A 13,337-nucleotide genomic window follows, 5' to 3' on the forward strand; every position below is an offset into this window, starting at 1 on the left:
GGATGTCATGGCGATTCGTGACATCCGAGTCTTTGGCGATCCCGTGCTGCGCACGGTCTGCGATCCCATTGTCGACATTGACGACGGCGTACGAGCGTTGGTGCAAGACCTCATTGATACGGTCGACATGGAGGGCCGTGCCGGGCTCGCTGCGACGCAGATCGGTCACACCCTGCGAGCGTTCAGCCTGCATATCGACGGAGAGATCAGCTACGTACTGAACCCGGAGATCGTGGCGCTCGAGGGCGAACCGGAGCTGACCGGGGAAGGCTGTCTTTCCGTGCCTGACCTCTGGTTCGACGTGCTGCGCTATCCGCGTGCGACGGTTCGAGGAATCGATCTCGACGGCAACCCGATCGAGATCACGGGCGAGGGCTTGATGGCGCAAGCGCTGCAGCACGAGTGCGACCATCTCGATGGCAAGCTGTACCTCTCGCGTCTCGACCGCGAATCACGCGGCGAGGCAATGCGTCAGATTCGCACCTCTGCCTGGTTCTGAGCGGCGCGACGTCACGCATATAGCCCGGGCCGCCACAAATGTGGTGGCCCGGGCTGTACTGTCGGAGGAAGAGCTACCGCGCGACGTTGACGGCCTCGGTCTGCGGGTTCTCGCCGTAGATCCCCGCAATCTCACCCGCGAAGTCGCGGAGAATGTTGTCGCGACGAATGCTCATCTTCGGGGTGAGGTGGCCATTCGCCTCGATAAACTCCGTCGGAAGAATGACGAACTTGCGGATCGATTCGGCACGCGACACGTACTCGTTTCCGGCGTCGACGGCGCTCTGCACTTCAGCGAGCACTTTCGGGTGCACCGCAGCCTCCTCGAGCGTCATGTTCGGGTCTTCGCCATTGTTCTTGAGCCAGCTCGGGAGCATTTCAGGATCGAGCGTGACGAGCGCCGATATGAACGGCTTCTGATCGCCGACTACGACGACCTGCCCAATGATGGTGTTCGAACGGATCGGGTCTTCGAGGGCCGCTGGCGCGACGTTCTTGCCGCCCGCGGTCACGATGATTTCCTTCTTACGGCCGGTGATCGACAGGTACCCGTCGTTATCCAGTGAACCGATGTCACCGGTGCGGAAGAACCCGTCGGCGGTGAACGCAGCCGCCGTGGCCTCAGGATTGTTCCAGTACTCCCTGAAGACGTCGATTCCCTTGATCTCGATTTCGCCGTCTTCGGCGATGCGGATCGTGTGCCCCGGAAGCGCCGGGCCGACGGTGCCGATCTTAAACTTGTGCGGAAGGTTCACCGTTGCGGGCGCTGTAGTTTCCGTGAGCCCGTAGCCCTCGAGAATTTTGACACCGAGGCTGCGGTAGAAGTGACCGAGGTAGTGGCTGAGCGGAGCTGAGCCCGAAACGGCAAACCGCACGTTGCCGCCCAGACGCTCGCGCAGCTTGCCGTAGACGAGCTTGTCGAAGAGCTTGAACTTGAGGCCCAGCACGAACGGCACCTTACCGGCGTCGAGCGCTTCGGAGTGCGCGACCGCAACCTTCGCCGCTGCGCGGAAAATCTTGCCCTTGCCCTCGGACTCAGTCTTCTGCTCGGCCGAGTTGTAGACCTTCTCGAACACGCGTGGCACCGCGAGCAAGAACGTCGGTTTGAACGTGCTGAGTGCGGGCAGTAGCTGCGAGGTGTCGGCCTGGTGCCCGACGCGAACGCCCCCGTGCACGGAGAGCACCGAGATGAACCGTGCGAAGACGTGCGCGAGCGTAACGAAGAGCAACGTGGAAGCGCCCGGCTGGTGCACCAGCTCGGTAAGGGCGGGAGCCGTGTTGCGCGACAGGTCGACAAAGTTGGCGTGCGTGAGCACACAACCCTTCGGGCGCCCGGTGGAGCCGGACGTATAAATCAGCGTCGCGACATCGCTTCCGACGGCGATGGAGCGGCGACGCTCGATCTCGGCATCGTCGATGGCTGCACCCTGCGCTCGGAGATCGTCGAGCGCGCCCTGGTCGAGGCGCCACGACAGCGACACCGCAGGGAGGTCGTCGCGAATCTCCAAGAACCGTTCTGCGTGATCCTCAGTCTCCGTGAGGATCGCTCGCGCACCCGAATCTTCCAACACCCAGTGCACCTGCAGCGGGGATGACGTCTCATAGATCGGCACCATGACGGCACCGGTGTAGTGGATAGCGAAGTCGACCAGGGTCCACTGGTAGCTCGTCTTGCACATGAACGCGATGCGGTCGCCCGGCTCGATGCCGGCGGCGGCGAACCCTTTCGCCAGTGAAATCACATCGGCGCGGAACTCGGCCGCGCTGATGTCGCGCCAGCCCTCGCCTTCGGGGACAGCGAAGAGTGCGCGATCCGGCGTCTCCTGAACTCGCTGCTCGAGGAGATCCGTGATGTTGTCCTCCGGCACCGGCGGAACGAGGATCGGGGTTTCGGACTGATTCACGGCAGCTCCTTCGATACTCATGTATCCGTCATCCGCGACGCGGCGTCTCGCGTCGCACCTTGTTCTGCCACCCTATATGCATACCCCCGTGTCCACCCGGGCTCAGGTATGGTGTTCTCAGTCGAGAGGAATCGTGGGCTGTGCTCTACTGGATTTTTAAACACCTGATCATCGGGCCGTTGCTGAAAACGATCTACCGCCCGTGGCTGGAGGGTGCCGAGAACATTCCCGCGACCGGGCCGGTGATTCTTGTAGGAAACCACTTGTCGGTGATCGACTCCTTCTTCATGCCCGCAATGATCGAGCGGCGGGTCTACTTCCTGGCGAAGAGCGATTACTTCACCGGGAAAGGACTCAAGGGCTGGCTGGTGAAGTCGTTCATGCTGGCCGTGGGCCAGCTGCCCATCGACCGCTCCGGCGGCAAAGCGTCCGAAGCGTCATTGAACACGGGTCTCGCGGTGTTGGATCGCGGTGACGTGCTGGGCATCTACCCCGAGGGCACGCGCAGCCCCGATGCCCGTTTGTATCGCGGGCGTACGGGCGTCGCGCGTCTGATCGTGGAGTCGGGCGCCACGGTCGTGCCCATCGTCATGATCGATACGGAGAAGGCCATGCCTATCGGGGCAAAGGTGCCGAAGATCCGTCGCATCGGAACCGTCGTCGGCAAGCCTTTGGATTTCACTCGTTTCGCTGGGATGAGCGCCGATCGGTTCGTGCTGCGCAGCGTCACCGACGAAATCATGCTCGAGATCCAGAAACTGAGCGGCCAGAGCTACGTCGACGTGTACGCATCGAGCGTGCGCAACCGCTGATCGCCTCCGTCGAGAGCGGCAGCATGCGCCGCGAAGGTGCACGTTCGCTTCGAGCGTCTCACTCAGTCGTCCCCGCGTCGTCGCGGGCCCGCCTGAGGCAGTAGGCTGACAGGGTTGCGGCGATCCGCCGCGACGATTTCACGTACCTACTGTGAGGGATCGCAATGACTACCCAGATTCACGAGACTGCTGCCGAACGAGCGTTCGCGGAGCTCGACGCCTATCAGGCGCTCGAGGCCAAGCAGCAGCCGGTCTGGCCCGATCCCGATGCCGTCGCCTATGCGTCGCGTGAACTGTCTGCACAGCCTCCGCTGGTCTTTGCCGGCGAAGCTGATCAGCTGCGCGAGCGCCTCGCCGCTGCGGCGCGCGGTGAAGCCTTCCTCTTGCAGGGTGGCGACTGCGCCGAAACGTTCGCCGCGGCGACGGCCGACAAGATCCGTGACCGCGTGAAGACGCTGCTGCAGATGGCGGTCGTGCTCACCTATGGCGCCTCGATGCCGGTGATCAAGGTCGGCCGCATGGCCGGTCAGTTCGCGAAGCCGCGATCGAGCAACGAGGAGACCCGTGAGGGTGTCACGCTTCCGGCCTACCGCGGCGATCTCGTGAACGGCTACGACTTCACGACTGACTCGCGCACTGCGGACCCGCAGCGACTGGTGCAGGGGTACCACGTCTCCGCGTCGACGCTGAACCTCATTCGCGCGTTCACGCAGGGGGGCTTCGCAGACCTGCGTCAGGTGCACGCCTGGAATCAGGGCTTCGTCTCGAACCCGGCGAACCAGCGCTACGAGTCCCTGGCCGCAGAGATCGACCGCGCACTCAAGTTCATGGCCGCGTGCGGTGTTGACAACGCAGCACTGACGCAGACCGAGTTCTATGTCAGCCACGAAGCGCTGCTGCTCGACTACGAGCGACCGCTGACGCGCGTCGACTCGCGCACGGGCAACCTCTACGACACCTCGGGGCACATGCTCTGGATCGGTGAGCGCACTCGTGACCTCGACGGCGCGCACGTCGAGTTCCTCTCGCACGTGCGCAACCCGATCGGTGTGAAGCTCGGCCCGACGGCGTCGGTTGACGATGCGTTGCGTCTCATCGACAAGCTCGATCCTGAGCGCGAGCCCGGCCGACTGACGTTCATCACGCGCATGGGCGCGGGCAAGATCCGCGACGTCCTTCCGGGTCTCCTGGCGGGCGTGCGTGACGCCGGTGCGACTCCGCTGTGGGTCACCGATCCGATGCACGGCAACGGCATGACGACGGCTACGGGCTACAAGACGCGCCGATTCGACGACGTCATGGACGAGCTGCGTGGCTTCTTCGAGGCGCACCGCGAGGTCGGTACGTTCCCCGGCGGCATCCACATCGAGCTCACCGGTGACGATGTCACCGAGTGCCTCGGAGGTTCGGAGAACATCGACGAAGACACGCTTGCGACGCGGTACGAGTCGCTCTGCGACCCGCGCCTCAATCACATGCAGTCGCTCGAGCTCGCGTTCCAGGTGGCTGAGGAGCTCAAGAAGATCTCCTGATTCGCTCGCGACGAACGCCCCGTGCACCGCCGAGGTGTGCGGGGCGTTCGTGCGTTGAGTCTCAGAGACTCAAGCTGGACCTACAGTGAGATCGTGCTGCGCACGCGAATCTCAGTGCCTGCCGCGACTTCGGTGCCGGCCGCCGGGTCGGTGCTGATGGCCTTGGCGAAGCTGCGCAGCGCATCAGGAACCAAGGTGCTCGGGGCGAAGCCCGCGTTGGTGAGTGCGTCCATCGCCTCTTGCAAGCCCATGCCTGACACGTCGGGAACGGGGAAGAGTTCGGGGCCGAGCGACACCTGCAATCCGACGGGATCGCCTGGGCGCACGGGGTCGGTCTGCGGAAGCAGGGCGATTACGGATCCCTTTTCAACGCTGTCGCTGTAAGCATCCTGCTGCAGGGACGCGTCGACTGTCAGCTTGCGGTCGGCGAGCGTCGCCGTTGCATCGGCGACGGACGCGCCAGAAACGTCGGGCAGGGTGCCCGCTGAGGTGATGAGGTCGACCACGCCCTGTTCGGGGTAGGTGTCGCCGAGAGCGTCGCCGTCGCTGCCGAGCGCAGCGAGCACCGTACCGGCTTCAGCGTCCGAGAAGCGCTGTTCCACGACGGAGCCAAAGGCGAACTGCGCCTGAGCGATCGCCGACTCGGCGTCGCTTTGGGGGAGCCCCACGAGTGTCGGTACCGGCAGCATTTGCGGCCCCGTCGACTGGCAGAGCTGCACCGCGGTGCCTCGATCGACGCGTGCGCCGGCCTGCGGATCGCTGCCTGCCGCACTGCCTGCCGGCACCTCGAGGCTCGGGCACTCGACGAGCGACACCACGAGATCGTGCTGTTCCAGTGCGGTTTGCGCGGCCGCGATCTCTTGCCCGGAGACATCGGGTACAGACACTTGTGATCCGGGACCCTGCCCGAACCACCATCCGATGCCTCCGGCAGCGACGACAAGCACTGCGGCGAGCAGCGCGATCCAACGGCCTCGGCGGCTGCGCGATCGGGCGTACCCAGCGGCACGATCAATGGAGGTGGCAGCTGCGGTGGTATTCGCCGGCGACTCTGTCGCGTCGATCTGCGGGGCGACCGTGGTGGCACCGGCGCCCGACGCCACCGCCCACTGCTGCTGAGGGTCGAGCACCGAGGTGGACGGCGTTGGGATTCCCTCGTCGGCCGCTCTGGGCAGTACCCGCGTCGATCCCAGGGGTGCGTCACGTACCTCACCATCGCGCAGGGCGGCGAGGGCGATGCCGGCGTTATCGGGTCGCGCGTCGGGCTCGCGCTGCGTCATCCAACGTACGAGGTCGTCCAGTTCCTCGGGAATCTCGGGGGTGACGAGCGACGGCAGGGGAACCTCGGAGTGCGCGTGCTGATACGCGATCTGCATCGGCTGCTCGCCCGTGAACGGCTGAGCCCCGGTGAGCATTTCGTACAGCATGATGCCAAAGGCGTAGAGATCACTACGCGCGTCGGCGATCCCGCGCGTGACCAGTTCGGGGGAGAGATAGGCGATCGTGCCGAGGAGTGCCTGGCCGGTGGTCGTGTTGGCTGACACGGCGCGAGCGAGACCGAAATCACCGAGTTTGATCCGGCCGTCGTCAGCCAGCATGACATTCTCGGGCTTCAGATCGCGGTGCACAATGCCCGCTGCATGCGCCGCAGCGAGGCCCGAGAGCACCGCATCGCTGATCTCAATCGTCTGCTCGGTGGTGAGGCGGTGCTGCTGTTTGAGGAGGTCTCGGAGCGTAATGCTCGGTAGGTACTCCATCACGAGATAGGTGCGGCCGAGGTCGTGTCCCTGGTCAAAAACGTTGACCAGATTGGGGTGCGACAGGCGTGCGGCACTCCGTGCCTCCTGCTCAAAGCGACGCGTGAAATTGTCATCTTCGGCGAGATGCTCGTGCATGACTTTGACCGCGACGCGCCGCTCCAAACGGAGGTCGGTCGCCAGATACACCATGGCCATACCGCCCCGCGCAATGCGCGAGCGGATCGCATACCGATCGTCGAGCGTCTGCCCGATCAACGGGTCGGTGGGCACGGTAGTCACCCGTCGAGTCTACGGAAGTCTGATGCGACGAATCATGACGCGCGCCGGAGTCGCGCGGATTGCGCGAGATGCGAGGCGCTGGCACAGTAGAACCGTGGTAGACAACACCTCTTCTGATCGCAGCCCGCTGACGACCGCGCCCATGCTCGGCATCGCCGACCTGGTCGACCGTCTCGGCGTCACGCCGGGTCGACTCCATCGCCTGATCGAGGAGCACTACCTCGCGTCCGTGCGCATCGACGGGGTCATGCGCGTACCCGCAGAATTTCTGCAGGGCGACGAACCGCTGCCGCCGCTGCGCGGCACGCTGCTCGTGCTACACGACGCGGGCTTCTCGGAAGAAGAAGCGGTGATCTGGCTGCTCGCGGAGAATGCGGAGTTGGGCGAGCGTCCGGTCGATTCGCTGCAGGCGGGGCGTAAGAGCGCCGTGCGGCGCGCCACGCAGTCGCTCGCGTTCTAACGCGACGACCTGACGTCGGTCGCCCGCCTCAGAACTCGCGTCGGGCGGCGCGATCCGCGAGGCGCGCGAGTGCATCGCTTGCATCCCGACGCACAGGAGCACCGGCGAGTGAGCCGAGCGCGCGCTCGACATTTCGACTGATCATCTCTTCGACGCGATCGACCGCACCGCTTTCGCGAATCGTGCGCTGCAGGATCGCGACCTGCTCCGCATCGAGATCGTTGCCGAGCAGATCATCGAAAATGCGGCGCTGCGTCGTCGGCAGGTGGTGCCGGGCCAACGTCACCAGAACCGTGCGTTTGCCTTCGATCAGGTCGTCGCCGGTGGGCTTGCCGGTGACCGCGGCATCACCGAACACCCCGAGCAGATCATCACGCAGTTGAAACGCGACGCCGATCGGAAGCCCGAAGTCTCGCATCGCCTGTTCATGCGATTCGTCGGCGCCAGCGAGTGAGGCTCCGATCAGCAGCGGCGCCTCGACGCTGTACTTTGCCGACTTGTAGACGAGCACCCGGGTTGACCGCTCCAATTGCAGGTCGTGCTCGGCGAACTCGGGCTGCTGCTCTTCGAGTAAATCGAGATACTGGCCGATCGCGACCTCGCTGCGCATCCGATTGAAGTGCTCGCGTGCGCGAATCGCGGCCGCTGCAGTCGCTGCATGAGTGCAGGCTGAGTGCATCAGCTCGTCGGCCCACGACTGGAGGAGGTCGCCGAGCAGAATCGCCCCGGCGATACCGAAATGCTCGGAGGCGCCCGACCAGTTCGCGGCGGCGTGCCGCTCGGCGAACGCGCGATGCACCGCGGGGCGCCCGCGTCGCGTATCGGAGCGATCGATGATGTCATCGTGAATCAGCGCAGCCGCATGGAAGAGTTCGAGCGCGCACGCGGCGTCGAGTACGCCGGAGAACGCACCATCGACATCGCCGGAGATGTCGAGTTCGCGCACGGAGCGGTAACCGAGCGCAGCGAATTGCGCACGAAATCGCTTGCCGCCGCTCAGGAAGCGTTCCGCCGAGTCGAGGAGCGGGCTTGCATCGTCACCGAGCGGCGCCAGATCTTCGCGATGCCGAGCCAGAAAGTCAGTGATGCGCTCCTGGACGAGGGCTGCGAGTCGGGTCGTTTCTTCCACGCGCCTAGCCTACTCACGGCTGGGAGTCGTAGACTGACGGGTACCAAGTTTTCACCGAGCCGGGAGGGTCGTCATGGCGCTGTCAGAACACGAACAGCGGTTGCTTGACGAGATGGAGCGCGGCTTCTATCAGAGCGAAGCCGACGTCATGCAGGCGGGATCATCAGAGCATCGCCGGTTGAACTACCGCTCGCTCGTGCTCGGCATCGTCGTGGTGATCATCGGTATCGGCGTACTCATCGGAGGCGTCGCAGTGCAGCAGTTGTGGCTGGGTCTCATCGGTTTCGCTGTCATGCTGGGCGGCGTCATGCTCATGTTGTCGCGACGGTCCACGGACACGCTGACCGTCGAAGACATCACGTCGACCCCGTCCGGCGGCGGTTCGAGCAAGGCTGCGCGTGAGTCTTTCAGCGAGCGCATGGAGCGCCGCTGGGACCAGCGCATGGAGGGCGAACGCTGATCAGAAACGCATCGCGTTTCTGAACCGCGTTCGGCGGCGCTACAGCGCCGGCCCACGGAGTGGAGCGCGGGGTGGAACGCTGATCAGAAACGCATCGCGTTTCTGGACCGCGTTCGGCGGCGCTATAGCGCCGGCCCACGGAGCGCAGCGCGGGGTGGAACGCTGATCGATGCGCCGTAGGCGCGCGTGATTGCACCGTGAACGGGTGTCGGACTGAGTCCGGCGCCCGTTTTGTGTTTCCGGGGTGACCACTCGCGCACACTCGCACTCCCTCGGCCTGAGTGCAGGCATCTCACTGCCATCGGGTGCGTGCAGTCGTGCCCCCGGTGGCTGGGATGCGCCGTCTGAGGCTGGGGTACACCGTCTGATTCTGCATCGGCGGCGGAACTCCCTCCACTTTGCTCCCCAGCGTCGCTCGGCGGTGCGATCTTCGGAGATATGACGCGGAGTCTCGGCGATATTTGGCGACTGCGCGGGCAGTTGCGGGCCCGGTCGCGCGCGTCTTTCAGGGGCATGCATCGGCGAATTTTCGCGAATTCGGGAATAAAGTGGAGCCAATCTCGCAACTGGTGGAGGAAAGTGGAGTAAACTGGGAACTAGAACGAGACGGTGGAGGGAGGGCCCATGCTTCTGGGAACCTTCACGCCGCGCCTGGACGATAAAGGCCGGTTGATCCTGCCGGCGAAGTTTCGGGATGAATTCGCGGATGGGCTCGTCATTACTCGCGGTCAAGAGCGCAGCCTCTATGTGTTCAGCGAAACCGAGTTCCAGGTGCTGCACGATCAGGTCCGCTCGGCTCCGCTCGCCTCCAAACAGGCACGCGACTACCTGCGCGTGTTTCTCTCGGGGGCGCACCCCGAGACGCCGGATAAGCAGAGCCGCGTCACGATCCCGCAGAATCTGCGCACCTACGCCGGGCTCGACCGTGACGTCGCGGTCATCGGTGCCGGCACGCGCGCTGAGATCTGGGATCTCGACGCCTGGCAGACCTACTTGGCGGCGCAGGAAGCGTCGTTCTCCGAAATTGAGGAGGAGGTGATCCCGGGGCTGTTCTAGCCCGGAATCCCATGACGCACGACATCTCACGCGATCCGAGCGAGCTGCACACGCCAGTGCTCCTCGACCGCTGCATCGAACTCCTCGCTCCGGTCGCAACGACTGCCGGGAGTGCCGACGGGCCGGTTATCGTCGACGCAACGCTCGGCATGGGCGGGCACACGGAAGCTCTGCTCGAGCGCTTTTCGAACCTCACGGTGATCGGCCTCGACCGTGACACCGAAGCGCTCGCGCTGGCCGGAAAACGACTGGAGCGCTTCGGTGCCCGCGCAATCCGCGTGCACGCCGTATACGACGACATCGCGCGGGCGGTACACGACAGCGGCTTCGACCGGATCGACGGCGTGCTGTTCGATCTCGGCGTGTCGTCGCTGCAGCTCGATGAGGCCGATCGCGGTTTTGCCTATGCGCAGGACGCGCCGCTCGACATGCGCATGGACCAGAGCCGTGGCGAGACCGCCGCCGATGTCCTCGCACAAGCGCCTGAGGGGCGACTCCGCGCGATCTTCGAACGCTACGGCGAGGAGCCGCTGGCGGGGCGGTACGCGCGAGCCATTGTCGCTGCCCGCGCACTCGCGCCGATCACGCGCAGCGGGGAGCTCGTCGACGTGCTGCAGGAGGCCACCCCCGCAGCCGTGCGCGACCAGCGGCATCCCGCCAAGCGCGTGTTCCAGGCGCTGCGCATCGAGGTCAACGCAGAGCTGGCCGTGCTGGAGCGCGCGATACCCGCAGCACTGAACCTCCTGGCCGTCGACGGTCGTGCCGTCATCATGTCGTACCAATCGCTCGAAGACCGGTTCGTCAAGCGCGAGCTGTCGCGCCGGTCGACGTCGACCGCTCCCGCCGGGCTTCCGGTGGAACTGCCCGAGCACCGCCCCGAGTTCCGTCTGCTCACTCGAGGCGCGGAACTTGCAGACGATGCAGAACGGGCCCGCAATCCGCGGGCCATCCCGGTCCGGCTTCGCGCCGCCGAACGAGTGAGGGACGTGCGATGAGCGCAACGCTTCCGGTCAACTTTGACTCCGCCGCGCTGCGGCTCGGTGCGCCGGCTCAGGCGCCGACGACAACGCCGGGGGAGCGCCATCTGCGGCCGGTCTCGGTGCCGTCAGCGGTACCCCGCCCGCGCCGCAGTCCGCTTGCCATCGCGCTCGCGGGAGTCGGCATCATCCTCGCCATCTTCGCCACGCAGCTCGGCCTCAGCATCGCGATTTCACAGGGCGCCTACGAGACGCGCGCGCTCGAAACCGAGCAGCGCGACCTGGGCCGCGTGGAGCGTGTGCTGTCACAGAACGTCGACAAGCTGGCCTCCCCGCAGAACCTCGCGGAGAACGCTGCCGCCCTCGGAATGGTGCAGAACACGCGCCCCGCAACGCTGCGTCTGAGCGACGGCGCGGTGCTGGGTGCGCTTGATTCCGAGACGACCGAAGCCAGTGGCAACCTGATTCCGAACTCGACACTCGAGAACATGCCGGTCGTCGACGCTGCGGGATTGCTGGTGCCTCGCGGACAGGCCGCGGGCGCTCAGTCGGAAACCATGGATCCGCCGGTACGGTTGTCGGGAAAGCTTCCGGCTCCCGACACCCACTAGCGCGTCCCGTCGGCGGCCGAGAGGGAGAGGTACGGCATGCTGAGAATGCGCGGTTCGTCGCTGCGCCGAGCCATTGCGCTTGGCATCATCGTCGTCGCCTCACTCGTCTTTCTCGTGCGACTCGTCGATGTGCAGGTGGTCTCAGCCGCGGCGCTGAACGAGGACGCGAAAGACAAACGTGCGGTGCCCGTAGCGATTCCGAGTGTGCGCGGCGACATCGTCGATCGCAACGGCGAGGTGTTCGCGACGACCGATGAACGCTACGACGTGCAACTCTCCCCGAAGAACACGAAGCTCAACAAGGGCGTGTTCTACCGTGCCGACACCGAGCGCGGCGTCGGCACGGTCGAAGTGACCGCCGCGCAGGCCTTTGCTGAGATCGGCAAGATCACCGGTCAGAGTGCGGACGACATTCAGCAGATCGTCGATGACGCGCTGAAAGACAACCCGAAGTCTGACTTCGCCTACGTGAAGCGATCCATCGATCTCACCCAGCTCAACGCACTCAAGGCGCTCGACATCCCATGGCTCACGTTCGAGAGCCAGCATCAGCGCACCTATCCGAACGGCGCGGTCGGGGGCAACATTGTCGGGTTCTTCGGCGCGGACGACGAGCCGCTGGCGGGCATTGAACTTTCGCAGAACGCGTGCCTGACCGGCGTGGACGGCACCGAGACCTACGAGCGGAGCGAGGACAATGTCGCGCTCCCGGGCAGCGTCGTGGTGACGCGCAAGGTCCAAGACGGCGGAACGGTGGAGCTCACGCTCGATCGCGACCTGCAGTGGGAGGCGCAGCAGGCCATCAACCAGCAGGTGCAGAATGTCGCGGCCGAGTGGGGCCTGCTCGTCATTATGAACGTGAAAACCGGTGAGCTCGTCGCAGTGGCCGAGGACGGCTCGGTCGACCCGAACGATGTCGACGCGGGCGACCCCGGAAAGCGCGAGGCGCGATCCTTCACGAGCCCGTACGAGCCCGGCTCGACATTTAAAGCGATTACCGCTGCGGCACTCATCGACCAGGGCGTCTCGACGCCGCTGTCGCAGAATCTGACGCCTGACTATCTCACGCCCGAACCCGACGTGCGCTTCGGTGATGCGTTCTCCCACCCGGAGATGCCGTGGACGTTGACTGGGATTCTGACCCAGTCGTCAAACGTCGGCACCTCGATGCTCGGCAATCAGTTGAGCCCCGAAGTGCGCTACGACTACCTCCGTAAATTCGGGATCGGCGAGTCCACGGAAGCGGGTATGCCGCTCGAGGACTCCGGTCAACTCGCGAATTACACGGGTTGGGATCGCCAGACTTCCTACAACACGATGTTCGGCCAGGGGCTCTCGTCGACGATCGTGCAGACTGCAGGTGTCTATCAGACCATCGCGAACGGCGGAGTGCGGGTGCCGCCCGCGCTGGTCGCGGACTGCGTCGCGGCGGACGGTACGAAGACCGCCATGGATCACGGGGACGATGTGACTGCGATTCAGCAGAGCACGGCGGCCGACATGATGGCCATGCTCGAGACCGTGACCACCGAGGCCTGGTTCAAAGACATCCTGGCGATTCCGGGGTATCGGATCGCCGGCAAGACCGGTACCGCCGAGCAGGTCGATCCGGCGACGGGACTGTATCGCGATACCTACGTGAACTCCTTCGCCGGTATCTTCCCGGCCGACGACCCGCAATATGTCGCGGTAGCATCAGTGGCGTTCCCATCAAATGGCGGCGACGGCGGCGTCGCCGCGATCACGGCGTTCCGTGACGCGGCTGAAGCGACGATTCGCACCTTCCACATCCCGCCGTCGACGGGCGAGTTCACCCCGCTCCCGACCGAATATTGACACACGCCCCAGGAGGCACACAC

Annotated in this window: 12 protein-coding genes; 9 read left to right on the forward strand and 3 right to left on the reverse strand. The window is 65.0% G+C overall.

Going from position 1 to position 13,337, the window contains the following annotated elements; translation table 11 throughout:
* Positions 1-7: 7 nt before the first annotated feature.
* Positions 8-499 carry a peptide deformylase gene (def, locus tag CH42_RS09075; protein WP_053352893.1) on the forward strand — a complete coding sequence of 164 codons (492 nt, stop codon included), beginning with the start codon at positions 8-10 and terminating at the stop codon, positions 497-499.
* A 73-nt stretch (positions 500-572) separates the two neighbouring features.
* Here the strand turns inward: def and CH42_RS09080 are convergent, their stop codons facing one another.
* On the reverse strand, positions 573-2,402 hold the full coding sequence (locus tag CH42_RS09080; protein WP_053353531.1) for an AMP-dependent synthetase/ligase: 1,830 nt from the start codon (positions 2,400-2,402) through the stop codon (positions 573-575).
* Between the two features lie 140 nt (positions 2,403-2,542).
* On the opposite strand from CH42_RS09080, the gene CH42_RS09085 reads away from it, so the two are divergent.
* Together CH42_RS09085 and CH42_RS09090 are read left to right on the forward strand one after the other, a co-directional pair.
* On the forward strand, positions 2,543-3,214 hold the full coding sequence (locus CH42_RS09085; protein ID WP_053352894.1) for a lysophospholipid acyltransferase family protein: 672 nt from the start codon (positions 2,543-2,545) through the stop codon (positions 3,212-3,214).
* Positions 3,215-3,378: 164 nt separating this feature from the next.
* On the forward strand, positions 3,379-4,746 hold the full coding sequence (locus CH42_RS09090) for a class II 3-deoxy-7-phosphoheptulonate synthase (protein ID WP_053352895.1): 1,368 nt from the start codon (positions 3,379-3,381) through the stop codon (positions 4,744-4,746).
* An 80-nt stretch (positions 4,747-4,826) separates the two neighbouring features.
* Here CH42_RS09090 and pknB read toward each other — a convergent pair whose 3' ends face one another.
* The gene (gene pknB / locus CH42_RS09095; RefSeq protein WP_053352896.1) at positions 4,827-6,785 is read right to left on the reverse strand and encodes a Stk1 family PASTA domain-containing Ser/Thr kinase; all 1,959 of its coding nucleotides are present in this window, start codon (positions 6,783-6,785) and stop codon (positions 4,827-4,829) included.
* Between the two features lie 94 nt (positions 6,786-6,879).
* Between pknB and CH42_RS09100 the strand changes: the two genes are divergently transcribed.
* Complete coding sequence (locus tag CH42_RS09100) at positions 6,880-7,245, forward strand: Rv2175c family DNA-binding protein (RefSeq protein ID WP_306455205.1); 366 nt, start codon at positions 6,880-6,882, stop codon at positions 7,243-7,245.
* Between the two features lie 28 nt (positions 7,246-7,273).
* Here CH42_RS09100 and CH42_RS09105 read toward each other — a convergent pair whose 3' ends face one another.
* Positions 7,274-8,374, reverse strand: coding sequence for a polyprenyl synthetase family protein (locus CH42_RS09105; protein WP_053352898.1), 1,101 nt, complete (start codon positions 8,372-8,374; stop codon positions 7,274-7,276).
* Positions 8,375-8,447: 73 nt separating this feature from the next.
* Here CH42_RS09105 and CH42_RS09110 point away from each other — a divergent pair, with 73 nt between their 5' ends.
* The 5 genes from CH42_RS09110 (at position 8,448) to CH42_RS09130 (ending at position 13,314) form a co-directional block, all read left to right on the forward strand.
* Entirely contained in the window at positions 8,448-8,834 is a 387-nt protein-coding gene (locus tag CH42_RS09110; RefSeq protein ID WP_053352899.1) for a DUF3040 domain-containing protein, read from the forward strand.
* 624 nt (positions 8,835-9,458) lie between these two features.
* Complete coding sequence (mraZ, locus tag CH42_RS09115; RefSeq protein ID WP_053352900.1) at positions 9,459-9,890, forward strand: division/cell wall cluster transcriptional repressor MraZ; 432 nt, start codon at positions 9,459-9,461, stop codon at positions 9,888-9,890.
* Positions 9,891-9,901: 11 nt separating this feature from the next.
* Positions 9,902-10,885 (forward strand): 16S rRNA (cytosine(1402)-N(4))-methyltransferase RsmH, encoded by a 984-nt coding sequence (rsmH, locus tag CH42_RS09120; RefSeq protein WP_053352901.1) that lies wholly within the window; start codon positions 9,902-9,904, stop codon positions 10,883-10,885.
* Complete coding sequence (locus CH42_RS09125) at positions 10,882-11,478, forward strand: hypothetical protein (protein ID WP_053352902.1); 597 nt, start codon at positions 10,882-10,884, stop codon at positions 11,476-11,478. Before rsmH ends, CH42_RS09125 begins: the two co-directional genes overlap by 4 nt.
* A gap of 36 nt (positions 11,479-11,514) precedes the next feature.
* Positions 11,515-13,314, forward strand: coding sequence for a peptidoglycan D,D-transpeptidase FtsI family protein (locus CH42_RS09130; RefSeq protein ID WP_053352903.1), 1,800 nt, complete (start codon positions 11,515-11,517; stop codon positions 13,312-13,314).
* Positions 13,315-13,337 lie beyond the last annotated feature (23 nt).

The organism is Leucobacter musarum subsp. musarum (assembly GCF_001273845.1).
In the GTDB taxonomy this organism is placed as follows: Bacteria; Actinomycetota; Actinomycetes; order Actinomycetales; family Microbacteriaceae; genus Leucobacter; species Leucobacter musarum.

What these genes read in the sequence shown, in the direction of transcription:
- def (WP_053352893.1), top strand. Translation starts at nt 8, where the DNA reads ATGGCGATTCGTGACATCCGAGTCTTTGGCGATCCCGTGCTGCGCACG.
- CH42_RS09090 (WP_053352895.1), top strand. Translation starts at nt 3,379, where the DNA reads ATGACTACCCAGATTCACGAGACTGCTGCCGAACGAGCGTTCGCGGAG.
- CH42_RS09110 (WP_053352899.1), top strand. Translation starts at nt 8,448, where the DNA reads ATGGCGCTGTCAGAACACGAACAGCGGTTGCTTGACGAGATGGAGCGC.
- mraZ (WP_053352900.1), top strand. Translation starts at nt 9,459, where the DNA reads ATGCTTCTGGGAACCTTCACGCCGCGCCTGGACGATAAAGGCCGGTTG.
- rsmH (WP_053352901.1), top strand. Translation starts at nt 9,902, where the DNA reads ATGACGCACGACATCTCACGCGATCCGAGCGAGCTGCACACGCCAGTG.
- CH42_RS09125 (WP_053352902.1), top strand. Translation starts at nt 10,882, where the DNA reads ATGAGCGCAACGCTTCCGGTCAACTTTGACTCCGCCGCGCTGCGGCTC.
- CH42_RS09130 (WP_053352903.1), top strand. Translation starts at nt 11,515, where the DNA reads ATGCTGAGAATGCGCGGTTCGTCGCTGCGCCGAGCCATTGCGCTTGGC.